A 20,434-nucleotide genomic window follows, 5' to 3' on the forward strand; every position below is an offset into this window, starting at 1 on the left:
CGGTCCGGCGGTCTCGGTCCGCCACGACCGGCGCCCTACGTCCGCCACGACCGGCGCCCTACGTCCGCTACGACGGACGTTCTCCGTCCGCCACGACCGGCGCCCTACGTCCGCTACGACCGACGTTCTCCGTCCGCCACGACTGAAGCCCTACGTCCGCCGCGGCCGACGCTCTCCGTCCGCTACGACTGGCCGTATCCGTCCAGGAAGGTCCCGATCCGGGTCACCGCGTCCCGGAGGTCCCCGACCGTCGGCAGGGTCACCACGCGGAAGTGATCCGGCTCGGGCCAGTTGAAGCCCGTGCCCTGGACGACCATGATCTTCTCCTGGCGCAGCAGGTCCAGGACCATCTGCCGGTCGTCCTTGATCTTGAACACCTGCGGGTCCAGGCGCGGGAAGAGGTACAGCGCGCCCCTGGGCCGTACGCAGCTCACGCCCGGGATCTGGGTCAGCAGCTCGTAGGCGGTGTCCACCTGTTCCTTCAGGCGGCCGCCCGGCAGTACCAGCTCGTTGATCGTCTGGCGTCCGCTGAGCGCGGCGACCACTCCGTGCTGACCGGGCATGTTGGCGCACAGCCGCATGTTCGCCAGGATCGTCAGGCCCTCGATGTAGGAGTCGGCGTGGGCGCGCGGGCCGGAGATCGCCATCCAGCCGACCCGGTAGCCGGCCACCCGGTAGGCCTTCGACATGCCGTTGAAGGTGAGGGTGAGCAGGTCTGGGGCGATCTTCGCGGTCGGCGTGTGCGTGGCGCCGTCGTAGAGGATCTTGTCGTAGATCTCGTCGGAGCAGACGAGCAGGTTGTGCCGGCGTGCGATGTCCGTGAGGCCCTTCAGGACCGCCTCGTCGTAGACCGCACCCGTGGGGTTGTTCGGGTTGATGATGACGATGGCCTTGGTGCGGTCGGTGACCTTGCGCTCGACGTCGGCGAGGTCGGGCATCCAGTCCGCCTGCTCGTCGCAGCGGTAGTGCACCGCCGTGCCGCCGGAGAGGGAGACGGCCGCCGTCCACAGGGGGTAGTCCGGCGCGGGGACGAGGACCTCGTCGCCGTCGTCCAGCAGGCCCTGCATGGCCATCACGATCAGCTCGGAGACGCCGTTGCCGATGAAGACGTGCTCGACGTCCGTCTCGATGCCGAGAGTCTGGTTGTGCATGACGACCGCTCGGCGCGCGGCCAGCAGGCCCTTGGCGTCGCCGTAGCCGTGCGCGGACGAGACGTTGCGGAGGATGTCCTCGAGGATCTCCGGGGGGCACTCGAAGCCGAAGGCGGCCGGGTTGCCGGTGTTCAGCTTGAGGATGCGGTGACCCGCCGCCTCCAGCCGCATGGCCTCCTCGAGGACCGGCCCCCGGATCTCGTAACAGACGTTGGCGAGCTTGGTCGACTGGATCACCTGCATGCTCGTGAGCTTACGGCCCGGTCCTGCCTCCCGGGCCGTGTTTTCCGACACGTGAGACGTGGAAGTTTGCCCGGATATCTCCGTGGGCCGTCCGGGAAGGCACTCGCCTCCCGGGAAACGGCTGTCATGTCCACCGGATGCGAGCGCGGGGCGGGTCGTACGGCGGACCGGCCGGCGAGGCGCAGGGGTACGCCGGACGTGCGCCTCCCGTAGGCGCCCCGCGCCTGGCCGCACGGCGCCGACTCCGCCCCGCCCCGCTGTACGACGCCTGCGCCGCTCCGCCTCGTCGTACGGCGTCTGCGCTGCCCCGGCCCCGTTGTACGGCATTTGCGCCGTCTCCGCCCCGCCCCGCTGTACGACGCCTGCGCCACCGCCGCCCCGCTGTACGGCTCCCGCGCCGACTCCGCTGCCGCCCCGCCTCGCTGTACGGCGCCCGCGCCGACTCTGCCCCCGGCCCCGCCCCGCTGTACGGATCTGTGCCGACTCCGCTGCCGCCGCCGCCCGCCCTACGGCGTATGCGCCGACTCCGCCCGCGTCCCCGGGCCGGCAGAACGCCTAGGAGGCCGAGAAAGCCCGGAGTGAGGGGGCCGCGCCCCGAGGTCCCCAGCCAGACAGGTCGTCAAGTCGGTTACTCGGCAGGCGAATTGGCCGCCGTCGCGCACAGGGAAACCCCTATGACCCGACCCGCCTTCTTGTTCACGCCCCTCCCGGCCATGAGAATGCGCATGACAAACGATGTCAGGGCGGCCGGAAGATGTCCGGTCGCCCAAGTCGTAAGAGGGGACCCCCACATGAACAAGCCTCTCCTTGCCGCGTTGTCCTCCCTGGCCATAGCCGGGCTGGGTGCGACCCCGGCGGTCGCCGCGCCGCACACCGCCGCCCCGCACGCGGCCAAGGCCACCAAGGCCACGGTGAGCTTCGCCGGCACCGTCTCGCTCAGCAACTGCTCCGGCTCGGTCATCCGCTTCCCCGGCTCCGTGGACAGCGACCCGGCGCTCGTGCTGACCAACGGCCACTGCCTGGAGACCGGCTTCCCCGCGCCCGGCGAGGTCATCACCGGCCAGTCCTCCAGCCGTACCTTCGGCCTGCTGAACTCCGCCGGCAGCAAGGTCGCCACGCTCCGCGCCAACCAGGTCGTGTACTCGACCATGACGGACACGGACGTGACGATCTACCGCACCACCACGACGTACGCGGCGATCAAGAGCTCGTACGGCATCAGCCCGCTCACCGTGCAGGACACGCACCCGACCGTCGGCACCGCCATCAAGGTGGTCTCCGGCTACTGGAAGCGGACCTACAGCTGCAACGTCGACGGCTTCGTGTACCGGCTGAAGGAGGGCGACTGGACCTGGAAGGACTCGCTCCGCTACACCTCCTCCTGCGACACCATCGGCGGCACCTCGGGCTCGCCCGTGATCGACACCGCGACCGGCAAGGTCGTCGCCGTGAACAACACGGGCAACGAGGACGGCGAGCGCTGCACCGAGAACAACCCCTGCGAGGTGGACGCCAACGGGACGGTGACCGTCCGTCAGGGAATCAACTACGCCGAGCAGACCTACAACATCCCGGCCTGCTTCACCACCGGCAACAAGCTCAACCTCAGCGCCACCGGCTGCACGCTGCCCAAGCCGTAGCCGTAGCCGTAGCCGTAGCCGTAGCCGTAGCCGGGCCCGGAGCCGGAGCCGGAGTCACAGCCGGGCCCGCGGCAGTGGCCCGGAGCGCAGCCGGGGCTGGAACGTGGAGCCGGAGCCGGAGCCGGAGCCGGAGCCGGAGCCGGTACCTGGACCGGAGCGACAGCCCTGGCTCCGCTCCGGTCCAGGTACCGGCCGCCGGGTGTCCGGGGGCGGGCGGTCACGCCGGGGTCCGGCGGACCGCCCGGCCCGCCAGCACGTCCGTCCGCTTCCCGTCCTCGATGACGAACCGGCCGTCGATCAGGACGTGCGGGATGCCGGTCGGCAGGGTGCGGGGCTCGGCGAAGGTGGCGCCGGCCGACACCGTCTCCGGGTCGAAGAGCACCAGGTCGGCCCGGTAGCCCTCGCGCACCAGTCCGCGGTCCGGCAGTCGCAGCCGGGCCGCGGGCCGGCCGGTGAGATGGGCTACGCACTCCTCCAGCGTCAGCACACCCGACTCCCGCACGTACCGGCCGAGGTAGCGCGGGAAGGTGCCGTAGGCGCGCGGGTGCGGCTTCGCGCCCCGCAGGATGCCGTCGGAGCCGCCGGTGTGGGTCCGGTGCCGCATGATCGTGCGGACGTTCTCCTCGTGGCCGACGTGCTGCAGGATCGTCGTGCCGAGCCGGTCGTCGACCAGCAGGCGGCGGGCCGTCGTCCAGGGGCTCTCGCCGCGCAGCCCCGCCGACTCGCGGACGGTACGGCCGACGAGGTCGCCGAGCGCCGGATCGCTGACGCCGGAGACCTCGATCGTCTCCCACTCCACGGGCACGCCGTGGCAGCCGTCCGAGCCGGTCACCTCCAGGTCGTGCCGGATGCGCTCGGCCGTCACCGGGTCGGTGAGCCGCGCCAGGACCGCCTCCGGGCCGCCCTCGCTCGCCCAGCTGGGCAGCAGCGCGGCCAGGGTGGTGCAGCCGGGGGTGTAGGGGTAGGTGTCCAGCGTGATGTCCGCGCCCGCGTCCAGCGCCCGGTCGAGCAGTGCGAGGAGTTCGGGCGCCCGGCCCTCGTTCACCCCGAAGTTCATCGTCGCGTGGGCCAGGTGCAGCGGGCAGCCGGCCTCGCGGGTCAGGTCGACCATCTCGGCGTAGGCGTCCAGCGCGCCGGCGCCGTAGGAGCGGTGGTGCGGGCAGTAGTAGCCGCCGTAGCGGGCCACCACCCGGCACAGTTCGGTCAGTTCGGCGTCCGCGGCGTACATGCCCGGGGTGTAGGTGAGCCCGGAGGACAGGCCGACCGCCCCCTGCTCCATGCCCTCCGCGACCAGCCGCCGCATCCGGTCGACCTCCTCGGGCGTGGCCTCGCGGTCCTCCCAGCCGACGGCGAGGGCGCGGACCGTGCCCTGTGGGATGAGGTAGGCGGCGTTCACGGCGATGCCGCGGCCGTCGAACCCGTGGTCCAGCCGGTCCAGGTACTCGCCGACGGTCCGCCAGCCGAAGTCGATGTCGTCGCCGTACCCGTTCCAGCCGGTGATCGCCCGCCGCACCTCCTCCAGGGTGCGGTCGTCCACCGGGGCGTACGACAGCCCGTCCTGGCCGAGCACCTCCAGCGTGACCCCCTGCGCGGCCTTCGCGCTGTGGTCGGGGTCGCGCAGCAGGGCGAGGTCGGAGTGAGCGTGCATGTCGATGAAGCCGGGGGAGAGGACCAGGCCCTCCGCGTCCAGCTCCCGCACGGCGCGCGGCCGCTGGCAGCCCGCGCCGGCGGCCTCCTTGACGATCGAGACGATCCGGCCGCCGTCGAGGACGACGTCGGCGCGGTAGGAGTCCGCGCCGCTGCCGTCGACGACGTCGGCGTCCCGGATGACCAGGTCCTCCACGCGGGCCTCCTAGAAGAACGTGCGGATGTAGTCGACGACCGTGCCGTCCGCCTCGGCCACCGGGATCAGCTGCCACTTGTCGAAGGACGTGCACGGGTGGGACAGGCCGAGGCCGACCCAGTCGCCCACCTCCAGGTCCGCCTCCGCCGTCGTGCCCAGCCAGGCGTGCTGGTCGGACAGGCCGGTCACGGTGACGCCGGTGGCCGGCCGCTCGGTGCCGTCCCTGCGGACCACCTGGGCGTCGGGCAGGTCCAGGTCGTAGGCCGCGTCCCGCTTGCCCGCGTTGGCGAAGGCCTGCTCGGGCGAGGGGCGGGAGACCACCTGCGTCCACAGCCGGAAGGCGGGTTCCAGGGCGCCCTCCTCGGGGACGCGGGCGAACGGGGTGAGCCGGTGGTAGTGCCCGTCGTCGTGCGAGACGTACGCGCCCGAGCGCAGCAGCTTCAGGACGGGCAGCGAAAGGCCGGGGATCTCCGCGAACACGTCGGCCACCGCGTCGAACCAGGCGCTGCCGCCCGCGCTCACCACGATCTCCTCCGCCTCACCGAACCGTCCGTCCTTGTCGAGGTCGGCGGCCAGCGCCACCAGCCGCCGCAGGTACGACCGCACGCGCTCCGGATCGGGCTGCGGCACCTCGCCCTCGTACCCCGCCACCCCGACGAGGCGCAGCGTCGGTACGGCGGCCACGGCGCCGGCGACGACGGCGCACTCGGCCTCGGTGCGCACCCCGGTGCGGGCGCCCTCGCCCGCCGCCAGCTCCACGACCACGTCCACCGGGCGGCTCGCGCCCCGCAGGGCCGCGTCCATCAGCTCGACCCCGCGCACCGAGTCGACGTAGCAGACGAACCGGAACTCCGGATCGGCCGCCAGCTCGCCGGCGATCCAGCGCAGTGCGGAGGCGTCCACCAGCTCGTTGGCGAGGAAGACGCGCTGGATGCCGAAGGCCCGGGCCACGCGCACCTGATGGGGCACCGCCAGCGTGATCCCCCAGGCGCCGTGCTCGATCTGGCGCCGGAAGAGCTGCGGGGCCATGGAGGTCTTGCCGTGCGGGGCGAAGGCGAGACCGTGCCGGACGGTGTACGTCTCCATCAGCGCCAGGTTGTGCTCCAGGCGCTCGGCGGACAGGGCGAGGACGGGGGTGGTGAAGCCGTCCGTGAACAGGTTGCGGCGCAGACCGGCCAGCTCGGCGACGGTCAGGCCCCAGGAGTCCGGCGGCAGGCCCTTGAAGCGGTGGTCGACCCGTTCCTCGGCGAGGCGGGCGAGCGCCTCGGTGCCGCTGTCCTGAGCCATCTGAGCCTCCTGATCAGGTGCGTTGCAATTACTGCAACACCCATTGCGTATGTCGCTTACAGCTGTCTAACATCTCGGCCACACGGGGTCAATGAAGCCGCCGCCCGGCGGGACCCCCTCCCGGAACCGACGAGGAGCCCCCACCATCGTGACCGCCGAAGGCCATCCGAGCGCCGCCCCCGAGGTCGTCGACGTCGTCGCGCTCGGCGAGTCCATGGTCACCTTCCTGCCCAGCCGTCCCGGCCGCCTCGCCGACGTGCCCTCCTTCGAGCGGGCCATCGGCGGCGCCGAGTCCAACGTGGCCTGCGTGCTGGCGGCGGCCGGACACACGGCCCGCTGGGTGAGCCGGGTGGGCGCCGACGGGTTCGGGCAGCACCTGGTGGAGCGGATCGCCGGGTACGGGGTCGACACGGGGGCCGTACGCGCCGACCCGGCCCGGCCCACCGGAATCTACTTCCGCACGGCGGCCGACCGGGCCACCGACGCCCACGAGGTGGCCTATTACCGGTCCGGTTCCGCGGCCTCCGCGATGGCCGTCGACACCGTGGACCTGGCCGCGGCACGGGCGGGACGCGTCCTGCACCTGTCCGGCATCACGGCGGCGCTGTCGGCGCCGTGCCTGGAGCTGATGCGCGAGCTGACCGCACCGCGGCCCGGCCGTCCGCTGGTCTCCTTCGACGTCAACCACCGGCCCGCGCTGTGGCGTGACGCCGACGGACCGCGCGTCCTGCTGGAACTGGCGCGCCGGGCCGACATCGTGTTCGTCGGCGACGACGAGGCGCGCGACGCCTGGGGCCTGCACGGCGGACCCGCCATCGTCGAAGCACTGCCCGAGCCGGGCATCGTCGTCGTCAAACAGGGCGGGGGCGGAGCGATCGTGTTCACCCGGGGCACCGGCCCGGGGCCGGACGGGCAGGGCGGGGACACAGCGGCCGTCGCCCGGGAAACCCACTCTGCGCCGGACGGCCAGGGCGGGGGCGGGGGCGGGGGCGGAGCGACCGTGTTCGCCCGGGACGCCCGCCCGGCACCGTACGCCGACGGCACCGCCACGTTCGTCCGCCCCCCGCACGTGGACGTCGTCTCCCACATCGGCGCCGGGGACGCCTTCGCCGCCGGGTTCCTCTCCGCCACGCTGCGCGGCCTGCCCGTCCGGGACCGCCTCCGGCACGGCCACCTCTTCGCCGCCGCCGCCCTCACCACACCCGGGGACCTGGCCGCACCCCCCGCGCGCGGCCACGCCGACCGCCTGGCCGCCCTGGACGACGCGGCATGGGGGAGACTTCGACTCGGCCCCGGCTGGACGCAAGCCGAGCAGGCCCCCGAGGAGGCGAACACCCCATGAGCCAGACCGTCGACCGCGCCCTGAGCATCCTGCCGCTGCTCGCCGAGGGCCCCGCCGACCTCGGACAGGTCGCCGACCGCCTGGGCGTCCACAAGTCGACGGCGCTACGGCTCCTGCGCACCCTGCACGAGCACGGCCTGGTCTACCGCCAGTCCGACCAGCGCTACCGCCTCGGCGCCCGCCTCTTCGCCCTCGCCCAGGAGGCGATGGAGAACCTCGACATCCGCGAGATCGCCCACCCGCACCTGGCCCGCCTGAACGAGCAGTGCGGACACACCGTGCACCTCGCCGTGTACGAAGAGGGCGAGGTGCTCTACATCGACAAGGTGGAGAGCCGCTACCCCGTGCGCATGTACTCGCGCATCGGCAAGCCGGTGGCCATCACGGTCGCCGCCGTCGCCAAACTCCTCCTCGCCGACCTGCCCGAAGCCGAGCGCCGCGCCCTCGCGGACAAGCTCGACTACCCCCTCTACACGGCCCGTTCCACCGCCGGTGCCCCCGCCTTCCTGCGGGAGCTGGAGCAGGTGCGCGAACAGGGCTGGGCCACCGACCTCGGCGGCCACGAGGAGTCCATCAACTGCGTCGCGGCCCCCATCCGCGGCGCCGACGGCCGGGTGGTCGCCGCGATGTCGGTGTCCGCGCCGAACGTCGTCGTCACCGCCGAGGAACTCCTCACCCTGCTCCCGCTCGTGCGCCGTACGGCGGACGCGATCAGCGGCGAGTACTCCGGCAGAACACCAGTAAGGGACCCCGCATGACGGACAAGACCGCGCTCACCCCGAAGACCCACACCACTCCGCCCGCGAAGTTCTCCCACGGGGTGCGCAAGGGCAACATCCTGCAGGTCGCCGGCCAGGTCGGCTTCCTGCCCGCCGAGGAGGGCAAGCCCCCGACGCCGGCCGGTCCCACCCTGCGCGAGCAGACCCTGCAGACCCTCGCCAACGTCAAGGCGATCCTCGAGGAGGGCGGCGCGGGCTGGGACGACGTGATGATGATCCGCGTCTACCTGACCGACGTGGACCACTTCGCCGAGATGAACGACATCTACAACACGTACTTCGAGGAGCAGGGCCTCACCCAGCCGCCCGCCGCCCGCACGACGGTCTACGTCGGCCTGCCGGCCGGGCTCCTCATCGAGATCGACGCGCTCGCCGTACTCGGCTGAGGCGCCGACCCTTCGAGGCCCCTGAGCTTCCGAGGCCTCGTCTCCTGAGGCTCTGGGGCTCAGAGGTTCAGAGGCTCAGGAGACCTCGAGTTTCCTGAGGGCTCTGAGCCCCGACGGCCGTGAACTCCTGAGGGCCCCACACCCCTTGACGGCCCTGCACCCCTGACGGCCCTGCACCCCCGACGGCCCTGCACCCCTGAGGGCCGTGAATCCGTGAATCCCTGACGGCCCCGCACCCTGAGGGCCGTGAACCCTTGACGGCCCCGCACCCTGAGGGCCGTGACCCTGACGGCCCCGCACCCCAGGGGCCCCCTCACTCTCCGCACCTCGTACGGCACGGCACCCCCCGGGGTGCCGTGCCGTGATCCCCCCTGCCCGAAAGCACCATGCACTTACCCAGAGGACCTCCGCATGCCCTTCCCGCTCGCCACCGCCGCGCCCGCGGCCCCGCCGCACACCGGCGGTCTGCTCCTCCTGCTCGACGGCACCCCCGGCCTCCTCACCGTCGCCGGCCTCGGCATAGCCCTGCTGCTCTTCCTGATCATCAAGGTCAGACTCCAGCCCTTCGTGGCCCTGCTCACCGTCTCCATAGCCGTCGGCCTGCTGGCCGGCCTGTCGGTCACCGAACTCTTCGGCACCGTCCAGCGCTCCGACGCCGTCTCCACCATCGAGTCCGGCATGGGCGGCATCCTCGGCCACGTCGCGATCATCATCGGCCTGGGCACCATGCTCGGCGCGATCCTCGAGGTCAGCGGCGGCGCGGAAGTCCTCGCCTCGCGCCTGCTGAACCTCTTCGGCGAACGCCGGGCCCCTCTCGCCATGGGCCTGACCGGCCTGATCTTCGGCATCCCGGTCTTCTTCGACGTGGGCATCTTCGTCCTCGCCCCGCTCGTCTACGCGGCCGCCAAGCGCGGCGGCAAGTCGATCCTCCTCTACTGCCTGCCGCTCCTCGCGGGCCTGTCCATGACCCACGCCTTCCTGCCGCCGCACCCCGGCCCGGTCGCCGCCGCCGGACTGCTGCACGTCCAGCTCGGCTGGGTCATCTTCATGGGCATCGTCTGCGGCATCCCGGCCGTGCTCGCCGCGTGGGCGTACGCCGCCTGGATCGGCAAGCGGATCTTCGTCGCCGTACCGCAGGACATGGTCGAGGCGGCCGAGGAGGCCAAGCGGGCGGTGGTGGCCGAACAGCGCGCCCAGGGAGTGGAACCGCGGGAGAAGCCGGTACCGCTCGGCACGGTGCTCACGATCATCGGTACGCCCCTGATCCTGATCCTCGCCGCGACCTTCTCCTCGATCGCCCTGGACCCCTCCGCGGGCCGCTCGGTGCTGGAGTTCTTCGGCCATCCCTTCGTCGCCCTCACCATCGCCCTGCTGCTCGCCTACTACCTGCTCGGCATCCGGCGGGGCTGGTCGCGCAAGTCCCTGGAGGCGGTCTCGACCTCCTCCCTCAAGCCGGTCGGCAACATCCTGCTGGTGGTGGGCGCGGGCGGCGTCTTCGGCGCCGTGCTGAAGGCGAGCGGGGTCGCCCAGGCGCTCTCGGACACCTTCAACGGCGTGGGTCTGCCGGTGATCGTCCTCGCGTACCTGATCTCCCTGGTCCTGCGGGTCGCCCAGGGCTCGGCGACGGTCGCGATCGTGACGACGGCGGGCATCGTCGCCCCGCTCCTCGCCGAGGGCCACCACTCCCAGGCCTTCGTCGCCCTCGTCATCATGGCCATCTCCGCCGGCTCCATCTTCGCCTCACACGTCAACGACGGGGGCTTCTGGATGGTGGCCAAGTACTTCGGCATCACCGAACGGGACACCCTGAGGACCTGGACGGTCCTGGAGTCGGTGCTGTCGGTGGCGGGGTTCGCGGTGGCGGCGGTGATGAGCCTGTTCGTGTAGGCGGCGCACGGGTGTTGCCGAAGTGATGGGCGGGCTGACTGGTTCCGGCACAGGAATGTCGTCCATACTGCCGCCGTGGAGCAGCGCATAGGATCGAAGAGCAAGCCGTCCGAGGGCGAGCCGACGGAGGCCGAGCCGTCACAGCCCGAGCTGCGGAAGGCGAAGCCCGTGAAGGCGGAGCCGACGAAGGCCGATCCAGCGAAGGCGGTTCCGGCGAACGCCGGGTCGGCCGGGGCCGGATCGGCCGAGGCCGACGCCGGTTCGGTGAAGGACGGGTCACCCGGCGCCGGTTCGGTGAAGGCCGGGTCCGGGAAGGCCACCTCGGTCACGGTCGGCCCCGTGAAGGCCGAGCCCGTGACGGGGGCCGGTTTCGACCCGGCCTTCATCCCCGGCATCACGACTCCGGCGCCGGCTCCGGCTGAAGCCGCGGTTCCTGCGCAGGCCGAGGCACAGGACGCGGTGCGGGACGCGGACGCGGTAGCGGAAGCGGGCGCCCGGCCGGCGGAGCCGGCGGACGAGGACGAGGCGGCCGAAGGCCCCGTGTTCGAGGCCGCCGACCGCCGCGCGAGGATCGTGGCCGACCGCAGGGGCGTCCGGCTCAGCCTCGACGAGGAGTCCTGCGAGTTCCGCTGGGACGAGATCGCCGCGATCGAGACGGAGTCGCCCCGCTTCGGCAGGCGCTACACGGTCACCGTGCACACCCCTGACCGCCGGTGGTACCCGATCGAGGTCGAGGCGAAGGCGAGGTCCCGATTCGAGGAATGGGACGGGCAGCTCGACGCGGTGCTGGACGCGTACTTCGACGACGGGGAGTCCGACCAGGCCGGGTAGCGGAAGTGATGCGTGCGCATAGGGTGTCGTCATGTCCCTGACCCGCACAGCCCTCTTGTCAGGCCGTTCGATCGAGCTCACCGATCTGCGCATGTCCTCGACCTACGGAGGGATGTTGGAGGGCTACCCGTGCAAGCCCATCAACGACATCAGGGTCAGCGGCCTCCGGTGGCAGGCCGAACGTGCGTTTCCCGCCACGCCGGTCCATCTGATTCCGCCCTCCCGCGAGTACCCGGACCAGACCGCCGGCGCCTTCGGCCCCGTCGAGGTGTTGCCTTCCGTAGCCTGTCTCGGTGCCTTCCGCTCGACAGCGATCGCTCCTGAGCTCGACCCGGTGCTGCATCGTTCCGCGCTCATCGTGGTCTGGTTCCAGGCCGGCTTGGACGTCCCGTCGGGCGAGGACGCGGCCCTCGCGCTGCGCAGCGTTCGCTGGGAGGAGCTGGCCCAGGACTACGAGCTCTAGGCCTGTCCGACAATGCGCGCCGCTCCCTTCGGGCCACGACGCGAATCGTCAGACAGGACCTGGCGGCGGGTGCCGGTCACAGCCACTCGTTCACGGCTGGGCAGCCCGGCGCGGGCTCAGGCACGTAGCCCAGGGCCTCGGCCCAGAACGCCACCATTCTCTGCGGATCTGAGCAGTCGATCGTCAGCTGCACGGTCATCTCCATGCTCGGAGCGTCCCAGGCAGGTCTGACAGACGATCCGCTTGCGCAACGGGCCCTGGCTCGGCTGCCCGGTTACTTGAGCGTCTTGCAGAGCTGCGTCGAGTAGCCCTTGAACTGGATGCAGATCTTGGTGTTCTTGGGGAACACGGGGCCCTTGTGCTCGGCGGCGTTCCAGTCGACCTCCATGAAGTAGCCGTAGTCCTTGGCCTTCTTCCAGCTCTTGCCGACGTGCTGCTTGCCACCCGGCTTCTGGTAGAGCCAGCGGGCGTAGAAGGCCTTGTTCGAGTTGGTCTCCTTGGTCGCGTCGACCCACGAGACGCCTCGGCTGTTGGAGCCCTTCTTGTACCAGTAGTGGATGGCGATGCCGTACGCGCAGCTGCGCGTGCTGGAGCAGCCCCGCGTGTCCTTGTTGACGTAGGAGGACGCCGAGGCGGAGCCCGTGGCCGTGGTGACGGCCAGGGCGGCGGCCCCCGTCGCCACCGCGATGCGTGCGGCCAGTCGTGTCGTCACGTTGATCCCCGTTCGAAAGTGAATCTGCCTGAAAGGCGATCTTGGCAGAACCGGGGGCGCCCGTTCCAACTGGCCCGGCCCACCGCCCCGTACGCGCGGCCGGGTCCTCCGGGGCATCGATGAAGAGGACGAAGCCGGCGGCCGGGAAGGTGAGGACCGCGCCGCCGGGGGCCTTCGGGTCGCGGACGGCCGTGCGGGTGCGCCCGCTTCGAAGAGGCCGAGGAGCCGGTGGAGGCCGACGGGGCCGGGGAACGCTCAGCGGCCGCGACGGAGCGGCCGCTGACCGCAGTACTGGTCGGCCTTGCCGATCGACCGGTACATGCAGTCCGCGTTCTCCAGCAGCTGCAGCACGGCGTCCCTGTTACGGGAGGTCTCCCGCTCGATGACCTCGTCGGGCGGGTAGAACCCTCCGTCCCAGCTGGACGTCGGATACATCTCGAAGGTGTAGTCGAAGATCCTCTGCGTACCCCACAGGTAGTCGTCGATGGACCCGTCGGTGATGTACAGGTCGCTGGACTGCTCCGCCGTGTACCCGTTGCTGGCGGCCATCTTCTGCCCCACGGCCTTGAACGCGGCCGCGTCGTCCGCGGTCATCCCGGGGGCTGTGTCGTCGTACGTCCACCCGAACGGCCACAGCACCAGCTCGCTGTAGGTGTGGAAGTCGATGCCCGCCTTGATCTGCTGCTCGCCCCCGACGACCCGGCCGCGCACGAAGTCGGCGACGACCTTCACCTCGGGCGCGGACTCGGGGGAGGCGCCGCGATAGGTCTCGGACGACTTGCTGCCCGAGGACCCGCCGCAGCAGCCCCACTTGTAGTCCCAGTTCCGGTTGAGGTCGGTCCCGACGGACGAGGAACCGGAGTTGGGCTGCCGGTTCTTCCGCCATGATCGGTAGGACCCGGTGGCGATGTCGTACTCGCCCCCGTCCGGATTCAGGTCCGGGACGATCCAGATCTCCCGGTTGTCGACGATGTTCGTGATCCGGGAGTCGGTGCCGTATCCCGCGCCGAGCTCGCGCAGCAGGTACAGGGCCATCTCCACGGTCAGATGCTCACGGGCGTGCTGGTGGGCGGTGAACAGGACCTCCGGCTCGTTCTCGTCGCTCCCGACGTTGTCGCTGACCTTGATGGCGACGATGTCCCGGCCCTGGTACGACTTCCCGATCACCCGTTTGCTCATGATGCCCGGGTGGGCGGCGATCCGCTGGTCGATCTCGGCGTTCATCTCGGCGTAGTTGTGGTACTTCGCGTCGGAGGACGGGAAGTCGCGCAGCCGTTGCCCGGGCCGCTGCGGGGCGGCACCCAGCGGGCTGACGTCGTACCCGAGCCGCCGCAGCTCGCGGATCTGCCCGGGCCGCCCGGACACGACGACGGTCTCCTCGTCGGCCTCGTCGACGGTGACTCCGGCCGCCTGGATGGCCGTACGGGTCACGGGGGTGGTGCTCTGGTGGATCTCGTACTGCCCGATGTCGTCCCCGGAGGGCGCGGACCTGCGGGGACTGTCGGCGCTGGCCTGTCCGACGGTGGCCGAGACGGGGGCCGCGAGGGCGAGGGCCAGCAGCGCGCCGAGGGCGGCGGTACGTCTGTTGCCGCGCGCGCCTGAGCCGCGGATGCGAAGTCGCATGAACGCTCCTTGTGGGTGGAGGTGGGGGTGTTCCAGTGCGACGTGCGGGGTGCGGACCGCAGCGGAGCCGTTTCGTGGGGCTCCCTGTGGGCCCGCTGTGCGGGGTTGGCGTCATGGTGAGTCGATGGCATGAACAGGTCAAGCCCGAACGTGACCGTTGGCGCGAACCGTTCGCCGCGGGCGGGCGCCGGCGCCGCGCAGGGAGACGCCGCGGTCTGACCGCGTCGCCGGCCGGCCGAGGGCCTTACCGGTCCGCTTCTTTGAGAGCTTCGAGGAAGCGGGTGAAGGAGGCGGCCGGGAAGGCGAGGGTGGCTCGGTCGGGAGCCTTGGAGTCGCGAACGGCTATGCGGGTGTCCAGGTGGGCGACTTCGAGGCACGCATTGCCTTCACCGCCTCCGGAGAAGGACGACTTCCGCCATGTGCACGGTCTGGTCATGGTGCGCCTCACAGCTCCTGGGCCAGCTTGTGGATGAAGTCACGGGAACGCCCCGGTTCGAGTGACACCGCTTCTACCCTACGGAAAAGTGTTCGATAGTGGTCGAGTTGTGCCTCGGCGTCGATGAAGAGCGTGCCGTGAGGCCCGTCGCGCACCACGGTGTCCAGTCGGGGTACGGGACCGCCCGCGTAGACCATGGCGCTGCCCGCGCCCGCGAAGGTGTCCAGATCGAAGGGGATGACGCGCACGGTGACGTGAGGGGCCTCGGTCAGCTCCAGAATGCGGACCAGTTGCGCCCTGGCCGCCGCGCGACCACCGACCCTGATGCGCAGAGCAGCTTCATGGATCACGGTCTCGTACGGGATTGGTTCAGGGCGCTCGATGATGACCCTGCGCCGCATGCGGTGCTCCACCCGGCGTTCCAGCTCACTGTCCGGGAAGTCGGGGTTCACGTAGGAGAAGAGAGCCCGTGCGTACGCCTCAGTCTGGAGGAGACCGGGGACGTGTAGGAAATCCACGTCCCAGCGGTAGCTCGAGTGGTGCTCGAGTTCGGAGAGGTCCAGGAACGAGTTGGGCAGCGAACCCCGGTACTCCTCCCACCAACCGCATGTGCGGTCGGCGGCCATGGCCACCAACGCGTCGATCAACTCCGGGTCCGTGCAGGCGTAGTGCGCGGCAAGCCGACGCACACGCTCACCGCTGACGCCCGCCGTCCCGACCTCGATCTGACTCACCTGGGCGGAGTCCGTGCCGAGCAGCGCGGCGGCTTCGCGACCCTTGAGGCCTGCCGCTTCACGCATCTTCCGCAACTCAGCACCCAGGCGCCCCTGGCGTGCGGTGGGCTCTTTCCTGCGCGCCATGCTCTTCCTCCGGCTTTTGACTGCCCAGCGGTGCGGTCTCTTTCGGGGTGAAGATTACGCAGCGACTTGCGCGGTCCCAAAATGTGGCCCTACCTTCGGTGACGCGAAGTACACGCAGCGGAAGCGCACCGCTCCGTCCTGCCCTGACGGCTGCGGCACTGCCACCGCACGCTCAGATCCCACTGCCACGTACGGGAGTTGATGACGCATGCCCCACCACGAGTCCTGGGACTACACCCTTTACATCCCCAACGACGTCAAAGCCGTGACGGTGTGCCGGCGCACACTGCGCCTGATCCTGACGCTGCACGGCCTGATCGGCCTGGTCGATACCGCGGAGCTGCTCGCGGCGGAGCTGGTGTCCAACGCCGTACGGCACACCAAGGGGCCGGCCGCGCTGAGAGTGCGCCGTACCGCGCAGGGCGTGGTGTGGATCGGCGCGTGGGACACCGACCCCGCCCCACCGCCTCCTCCCCGACCGGTGGACCTGATTCCCGGGCTGGAGGAGGACGGCCGGGGTCTGGCCCTGGTGCGGGCCTGCGCGGACTACTGGGGCTGGCAGCCGTCGGCCCGGTTCGGGGACCGGGGGAAGTACGTGTGGTGCGAACTCGCCGCCGCCTAGCTCGTTGACCACGTCGTACGGAAAGGAGAGCTGATGGTCGGCTCGTCGCACGAGGCGTTGCACCGGATCTTCCAGAAGGATCCGGCGCTGCTCACCCGGGCGTTACAGAAGGTGCTGCACGTCCCCTTCCCCGAACCACGCGAGATCGCCGCGCTCAACGTGGACCTCACCGAGATCGAGCCCGTCGAGCGGCGCGTGGACACGCTGCTGCGCGCGGAGACGGACGAGGGCACCTACCTGCTCGTGGTGGAGTCACAGGGAAAGGTGGACGACCGTAAGCGGGGCAGCTGGCCCTACTACCTGTCCTACCTCTATGAGAAGTACCGCTGCGAGCCCGTACTGATCGTCATCACGCAGAGCAGTGCCACGGCGAAGTGGGCCTCGCAGCCGATCCGGCTCGGCTTCCCCGGCTGGGACTCGCTCACGGTACGTCCGCTGGTACTCGGCCCGGACAACGTGCCGGTGATCACGGACGAGCGGCAGGCCGAACGCGACGTACCCCTTGCGGTGCTCTCGGCCATGACACACGGGCGTGGCCGGCAGGCTCCGGCCATACTGGAGTCCCTGGCAACCGCCCTGCGGACCATCGACCCCGACAGTGCCGCGGTCTTCGTGCAGTTCGTCGACTCCTGCCTGACCGACACCCAGGCGAAGCAGATGTGGAGGGATTTGATGACGGCGATCCAGTACTTCTGGCGACACCCCCTCGCCGAACAAGTGCGCGAAGAGGGCCGGGAGCAGGGCCTGGAGCAGGGCCTGGAGCAGGGCCTGGAGCAGGGCCGTATCCAGGACCGCCAGGAGATGACGCTCCGCATCCTCGAATGGCGCGGCATTTCGGTACCCGAAGCCGTCCGCGAGCGAGTCGAAGCCTGCACCGACCTCGACCGGCTGGAAACCTGGGCCCAGCGAGCCGTACACGCCACCGACGCGGCGGAATTGTTCGCCGAGGAGTGAGGACGTGGCCGTTGGGTCGCCGGCTTCATGGAAGTGTCGCGAGTCAAGGGTGCTCGCCTGACCCATGAGCCCACCCCTGACACGCCTTGCTTCAGGACGGAAGAGAAGCGGGTGAACGGCCCGGAACGGTCGTGGCCCAGCCCGGCGTCGGGCTTTCGGGTCGGTGGTGTGCGTGGCGGCGGGACGCCTGGCGCAGAACTGTCAGCGGGCTTCCGATACTCGCCCGGAGCGGGTCGGTGAGCCGGACGGGATGGCAAGCCAGGGGCTGGCGGGCTCGGACAGTGGGATGCGAGCGGCGCCCCCGCGCAACAGCGTCCCGGCACGCCGGCGCCCCCGCACCACGGCGACCGGCGCCCCGCGCCCAGCGCCCCCGCGCGGCAGCGCCCGGACCGCACCGGTCCGGGCGCTGGGGTTCAGGGGGCGCTCACGCTACGGCAGCGCGTGCACATGCGCTCCCACCGAGTTCGACCACGCGTTGCCCGCGGACGCGTCCCAGTTCGTGGACCAGGTCATCGCGCCGCGCAGGTCGGGGTAGGTGCGGGACGGCTTGAAGGTGCCGCAGCCCGTGCCCTTCGCCAGGCAGTCGAGGGCGTTGTTGACGACCGTGGGGGAGACGTAGCCGCTGCCCGCCCCGCTCGTGGAGGCCGGGAGGCCGAGGCCCACCTGGGACGGGGAGAGACCGCCCTCCAGCTGGATGCAGGCGAGCGCGGTGAGGAAGTCCACCGAGCCCTGGCTGTAGACCTTGCCGTCGCAGCCGAGCATCGAACCGCTGTTGTAGTACTGCATGTTGACGACCGTGAGGATGTCCTTGATGTTCAGGGCCGTCTGGAAGTAGGAGTTCGACGTCGACTGCATGTCGATCGTCTGCGGGGCCATCGTGATGATCAGGGACGAGCCCGCCTTCGACGAGAGCGAGCGCAGCGCCTGCGTCATGTAGGTGGCGTTGAGGCCGTTCTCCAGGTCGATGTCGACGCCGTCGAAGCCGTACGTCTGCATCAGGGAGTAGACGGAGTTCGCGAAGTTCGCCGCCGAGGCCGAGTCGTTGATCGACACCGTGCCGTTCTGGCCGCCGATCGAGACGATGACCTTCTTGCCGGCTGCCTGCTTCGCCCGGATGTCCGCCTTGAACTGGTCGGCCGTGTAGCCGCCGAGGCCGGCCGAGTCGAGGTTGAAGGTCACCGCGCCCGGCGTCGAGGTGGCGTCCGCGAAGGCCACCGCGATGATGTCGTAGGCGGAGGGGACGTCCGAGATCTTCTGGACCTTGGCGCCGTTGTTGAAGTTCTGCCAGTAGCCCGTCACCGCGTGCCTGGGCAGGGTGCCGCCGCCTCCGCCCCCGCTCCCGGAGGCCGTCGTGCCCGTCACCGTCGCCGACTTCGCCGACTCGCCCGCCGCGTTGGTCGCCGTGACCTGGAAGGAGTACGACGTGGCGGCGCTCAGGCCGGTCACGGTCGCCGAGGTGCCGGACACCGCCGTCACCTTCGTACCGTTGCGGTAGACGTTGTAGCCGGTCGCGCCCGACACCGCCGACCAGGACAGGGAGACCGACGAGGAGGTCGTGCCCGAGACCGTCAGGCCGGCCGGAGCGGCGGGGACGGTGGGGGCCGGGTCGCCGCCACCGCCGCCGTCGGGGCCGTAGACCGTGACGTCGTCGGCGTAGTAGGCGGCCTGGCCGTACCAGCCGTGCGTGTAGAGCGTGACGGAGGTGGTGGAGGCGCCCGTGGTGAAGGTCGTCGACAGCTGCTTCCAGGACGCCGAGTCGGGCGTCCAGGTCGAGACGTCCGTCGTGCCCGTGCCGGTCACGCCCAGGTAGGCGTAGCCGCCCTGGACCCAGGCGCCCAGCGTGTACGTCGAGTTGGGCCTGACCGCCACCGTCTGGCTGCACTGGGCGTTGTCCTGGCCGGCCGGCGTCGCCTTCAGGGCGGCGGCCCCGCCGTGGACCGGGGAGGAGACGGTCGTGCCGCTGCCGGCCGTGCACGTCCAGTTGGCCAGGCCCGACTCGAAGCCCGCGTTCCGTGCGTTGTTGACGTCCGCTGCGGAGGCGGGGGAGGCGGCGGCGAGGCCGGCGACCGAGAGGGCGAGGGCGGTGGCGGCGGACCACGTCGCGAGCCGCCGTCTGCGGGATCTGGGTATGCCTGGTACGCGGTCCACTGGAGCCTCCGGTGGGGAGTTCGGCGGGGAGGGGGTGAGCGACGGTGGCCACCGCTGGCCTACAAGTTGGTCCAGACCAATCGGGGTGTCAAGAGGTCCAGACCAAAACTGTCCCGGCTCGCCGACGCAACCTGTCCGGATTTGGCGCGAGTTGCCCCCGGGGAGTTGCTCGCGAGCTTCACAAACGCTGTTCTCCGGTCACACAAGCGTGGATACAGTGCTCGGGTAGTCACGCAATGAAGTCGTTCTGGCGCATTGGAGTTACCCCGGTGGGCCGGCGGGTGTGAAGAGCGGGGAGCTGCGCGTGCCAACTGCCATTGCCGTGACCAGTGCCGACATGGCGCTGCCGGCGCAGGACGAACGGACGGTGCCCGCCGTCGTGCTGCGCGACCTCGACCAGCGGCCGCTCGACCATGTCCTGACCGAACTCCACACCCACACCGAGCAGTACGGATACCTGATCGTCGTCTGCTCGCCGGCTGCCCCGGAACCGGTCGTACGACGGCTGCGGACCTTGCGTTCACTGCTGGAGAGCGACCGGATCGCCTTCTTCCGGCCCGAGCTGCCGCCGCTCGGCGTCGCCGTGCTGGCCCGGCAGCTGCGGCAGCTCGCCTCCTGCGACCTGAGCCCGGGCGTGCTCGCCTCCGCCGGCCGCCTGCTCACCCACTACGTCCACGCCGGCGCCGTCCTCGGCTCCGTCGCCAAGCTGGACCGCGTCCCGGTGGGGCTCAAGGCGCACGCCAAGTCCTGGATGCCCGGCAGCCAGTTCGCGGTCCTCGCCCACCCCGAACCGCAGCTCGTGCGGATCGGGCCCGGTGCCACGCTCAAGGGGCCCGAGTTCAGCACCTGGATGCTCGTCGCCAAGGGGCAGCTGCAGACCGACTGGGCCGCCGGCCTGGGCACGGAGTGGAAGGTGCACGGCCTGCGCGAGATCCCGCTGCCCGCGGAGTCCCCGGTGTGGTGGGGGACCGGCCGGATGGTCGAGTTCTGCAGCTACCTCGCCGACCTGTCCGTCCTGTACCAACTCGTCGCCTCGGTACGCCGGACCAGCTGCCACTGGTGCGGCCTCGACGTCATCGGCGACCACTGCGTCTTCTGCTCGGCCGGCCCGCCGGACCCCGAACCGCCCGCGCCCCGCGCCCTGGAACGGCGCACACCCGCCTGACGGCGGACCCCGCCCGACCGGCGGCACCCTTCCCGACCGCCCTGCCTCCCGCCCGACCAGCC

At 70.9% G+C, this 20,434-nt stretch carries 18 protein-coding genes and 1 pseudogene; 10 read left to right on the plus strand and 9 right to left on the minus strand.

The window, feature by feature from the left end:
- Positions 1–182: 182 nt before the first annotated feature.
- Complete coding sequence (locus tag ABVB68_RS27775; RefSeq protein ID WP_353603892.1) at positions 183–1,394, minus strand: pyridoxal phosphate-dependent aminotransferase; 1,212 nt, start codon at positions 1,392–1,394, stop codon at positions 183–185.
- 791 nt (positions 1,395–2,185) lie between these two features.
- Between ABVB68_RS27775 and ABVB68_RS27780 the strand changes: the two genes are divergently transcribed.
- Positions 2,186–3,034 (plus strand): S1 family peptidase, encoded by an 849-nt coding sequence (locus tag ABVB68_RS27780; RefSeq protein WP_353603893.1) that lies wholly within the window; start codon positions 2,186–2,188, stop codon positions 3,032–3,034.
- 217 nt (positions 3,035–3,251) lie between these two features.
- Here the strand turns inward: ABVB68_RS27780 and ABVB68_RS27785 are convergent, their stop codons facing one another.
- Positions 3,252–4,877 carry an N-acyl-D-amino-acid deacylase family protein gene (locus tag ABVB68_RS27785; RefSeq protein WP_353603894.1) on the minus strand — a complete coding sequence of 542 codons (1,626 nt, stop codon included), beginning with the start codon at positions 4,875–4,877 and terminating at the stop codon, positions 3,252–3,254.
- 9 nt (positions 4,878–4,886) lie between these two features.
- Positions 4,887–6,164: an amino acid deaminase gene (locus tag ABVB68_RS27790; RefSeq protein WP_353603895.1), complete on the minus strand. Its 1,278-nt coding sequence runs from the start codon at positions 6,162–6,164 to the stop codon at positions 4,887–4,889.
- Positions 6,165–6,312: 148 nt separating this feature from the next.
- Here ABVB68_RS27790 and ABVB68_RS27795 point away from each other — a divergent pair, with 148 nt between their 5' ends.
- The 6 genes from ABVB68_RS27795 (at position 6,313) to ABVB68_RS27820 (ending at position 11,852) form a co-directional block, all read left to right on the plus strand.
- Entirely contained in the window at positions 6,313–7,506 is a 1,194-nt protein-coding gene (locus ABVB68_RS27795) for a sugar kinase (RefSeq protein WP_353603896.1), read from the plus strand.
- Positions 7,503–8,264: an IclR family transcriptional regulator gene (locus tag ABVB68_RS27800; RefSeq protein ID WP_353603897.1), complete on the plus strand. Its 762-nt coding sequence runs from the start codon at positions 7,503–7,505 to the stop codon at positions 8,262–8,264. The genes ABVB68_RS27795 and ABVB68_RS27800 overlap by 4 nt, the downstream gene beginning before the upstream one ends.
- Positions 8,261–8,671 carry a RidA family protein gene (locus ABVB68_RS27805; protein WP_353603898.1) on the plus strand — a complete coding sequence of 137 codons (411 nt, stop codon included), beginning with the start codon at positions 8,261–8,263 and terminating at the stop codon, positions 8,669–8,671. The genes ABVB68_RS27800 and ABVB68_RS27805 overlap by 4 nt, the downstream gene beginning before the upstream one ends.
- Positions 8,672–9,082: 411 nt before the next feature.
- Positions 9,083–10,558 (plus strand): GntP family permease, encoded by a 1,476-nt coding sequence (locus ABVB68_RS27810; RefSeq protein WP_353603899.1) that lies wholly within the window; start codon positions 9,083–9,085, stop codon positions 10,556–10,558.
- A 75-nt stretch (positions 10,559–10,633) separates the two neighbouring features.
- Positions 10,634–11,389 (plus strand): hypothetical protein, encoded by a 756-nt coding sequence (locus ABVB68_RS27815; RefSeq protein ID WP_353603900.1) that lies wholly within the window; start codon positions 10,634–10,636, stop codon positions 11,387–11,389.
- Between the two features lie 31 nt (positions 11,390–11,420).
- Positions 11,421–11,852 (plus strand): hypothetical protein, encoded by a 432-nt coding sequence (locus tag ABVB68_RS27820; protein WP_353603901.1) that lies wholly within the window; start codon positions 11,421–11,423, stop codon positions 11,850–11,852.
- 106 nt (positions 11,853–11,958) lie between these two features.
- Here the strand turns inward: ABVB68_RS27820 and ABVB68_RS27825 are convergent.
- The 5 genes and pseudogenes from ABVB68_RS27825 to ABVB68_RS27845 form a co-directional block, all read right to left on the minus strand.
- A pseudogene (locus tag ABVB68_RS27825) lies at positions 11,959–12,057 on the minus strand (VOC family protein); the annotation flags it as partial.
- A gap of 69 nt (positions 12,058–12,126) precedes the next feature.
- Entirely contained in the window at positions 12,127–12,564 is a 438-nt protein-coding gene (locus tag ABVB68_RS27830) for a hypothetical protein (protein WP_353603902.1), read from the minus strand.
- Positions 12,565–12,819: 255 nt separating this feature from the next.
- Positions 12,820–14,187: a M14 family metallopeptidase gene (locus tag ABVB68_RS27835; RefSeq protein WP_353603903.1), complete on the minus strand. Its 1,368-nt coding sequence runs from the start codon at positions 14,185–14,187 to the stop codon at positions 12,820–12,822.
- A gap of 244 nt (positions 14,188–14,431) precedes the next feature.
- Positions 14,432–14,623, minus strand: coding sequence for a DUF397 domain-containing protein (locus tag ABVB68_RS27840; RefSeq protein WP_353603904.1), 192 nt, complete (start codon positions 14,621–14,623; stop codon positions 14,432–14,434).
- An 8-nt stretch (positions 14,624–14,631) separates the two neighbouring features.
- Positions 14,632–15,483 carry a helix-turn-helix domain-containing protein gene (locus ABVB68_RS27845; RefSeq protein ID WP_353603905.1) on the minus strand — a complete coding sequence of 284 codons (852 nt, stop codon included), beginning with the start codon at positions 15,481–15,483 and terminating at the stop codon, positions 14,632–14,634.
- Positions 15,484–15,691: 208 nt separating this feature from the next.
- Here ABVB68_RS27845 and ABVB68_RS27850 point away from each other — a divergent pair, with 208 nt between their 5' ends.
- Together ABVB68_RS27850 and ABVB68_RS27855 are read left to right on the plus strand one after the other, a co-directional pair.
- Complete coding sequence (locus ABVB68_RS27850; protein WP_353603906.1) at positions 15,692–16,105, plus strand: ATP-binding protein; 414 nt, start codon at positions 15,692–15,694, stop codon at positions 16,103–16,105.
- A gap of 33 nt (positions 16,106–16,138) precedes the next feature.
- Positions 16,139–17,059, plus strand: a complete 921-nt coding sequence (locus ABVB68_RS27855; protein WP_353603907.1) for an RpnC/YadD family protein — start codon at positions 16,139–16,141, stop codon at positions 17,057–17,059.
- A 429-nt stretch (positions 17,060–17,488) separates the two neighbouring features.
- Here ABVB68_RS27855 and ABVB68_RS27860 read toward each other — a convergent pair whose 3' ends face one another.
- Entirely contained in the window at positions 17,489–19,207 is a 1,719-nt protein-coding gene (locus ABVB68_RS27860) for a chitinase (protein WP_353603908.1), read from the minus strand.
- 322 nt (positions 19,208–19,529) lie between these two features.
- On the opposite strand from ABVB68_RS27860, the gene ABVB68_RS27865 reads away from it, so the two are divergent.
- Positions 19,530–20,372 (plus strand): hypothetical protein, encoded by an 843-nt coding sequence (locus ABVB68_RS27865; protein ID WP_353603926.1) that lies wholly within the window; start codon positions 19,530–19,532, stop codon positions 20,370–20,372.
- The last annotated feature ends 62 nt before the right edge of the window (positions 20,373–20,434 follow it).

The organism is Streptomyces sp. NPDC096012 (genome assembly GCF_040426375.1).
GTDB lineage: Bacteria > Actinomycetota > Actinomycetes > Streptomycetales > Streptomycetaceae > Streptomyces.

Excerpts from the sequence above, each read along its gene's own strand:
- ABVB68_RS27775 (WP_353603892.1), bottom strand. The coding sequence starts at position 1,394 with ATGCAGGTGATCCAGTCGACCAAGCTCGCCAACGTCTGTTACGAGATC.
- ABVB68_RS27780 (WP_353603893.1), top strand. The coding sequence starts at position 2,186 with ATGAACAAGCCTCTCCTTGCCGCGTTGTCCTCCCTGGCCATAGCCGGG.
- ABVB68_RS27790 (WP_353603895.1), bottom strand. The coding sequence starts at position 6,164 with ATGGCTCAGGACAGCGGCACCGAGGCGCTCGCCCGCCTCGCCGAGGAA.
- ABVB68_RS27800 (WP_353603897.1), top strand. The coding sequence starts at position 7,503 with ATGAGCCAGACCGTCGACCGCGCCCTGAGCATCCTGCCGCTGCTCGCC.
- ABVB68_RS27805 (WP_353603898.1), top strand. The coding sequence starts at position 8,261 with ATGACGGACAAGACCGCGCTCACCCCGAAGACCCACACCACTCCGCCC.
- ABVB68_RS27810 (WP_353603899.1), top strand. The coding sequence starts at position 9,083 with ATGCCCTTCCCGCTCGCCACCGCCGCGCCCGCGGCCCCGCCGCACACC.
- ABVB68_RS27820 (WP_353603901.1), top strand. The coding sequence starts at position 11,421 with ATGTCCCTGACCCGCACAGCCCTCTTGTCAGGCCGTTCGATCGAGCTC.
- ABVB68_RS27835 (WP_353603903.1), bottom strand. The coding sequence starts at position 14,187 with ATGCGACTTCGCATCCGCGGCTCAGGCGCGCGCGGCAACAGACGTACC.
- ABVB68_RS27840 (WP_353603904.1), bottom strand. The coding sequence starts at position 14,623 with ATGACCAGACCGTGCACATGGCGGAAGTCGTCCTTCTCCGGAGGCGGT.
- ABVB68_RS27845 (WP_353603905.1), bottom strand. The coding sequence starts at position 15,483 with ATGGCGCGCAGGAAAGAGCCCACCGCACGCCAGGGGCGCCTGGGTGCT.
- ABVB68_RS27850 (WP_353603906.1), top strand. The coding sequence starts at position 15,692 with ATGCCCCACCACGAGTCCTGGGACTACACCCTTTACATCCCCAACGAC.
- ABVB68_RS27855 (WP_353603907.1), top strand. The coding sequence starts at position 16,139 with ATGGTCGGCTCGTCGCACGAGGCGTTGCACCGGATCTTCCAGAAGGAT.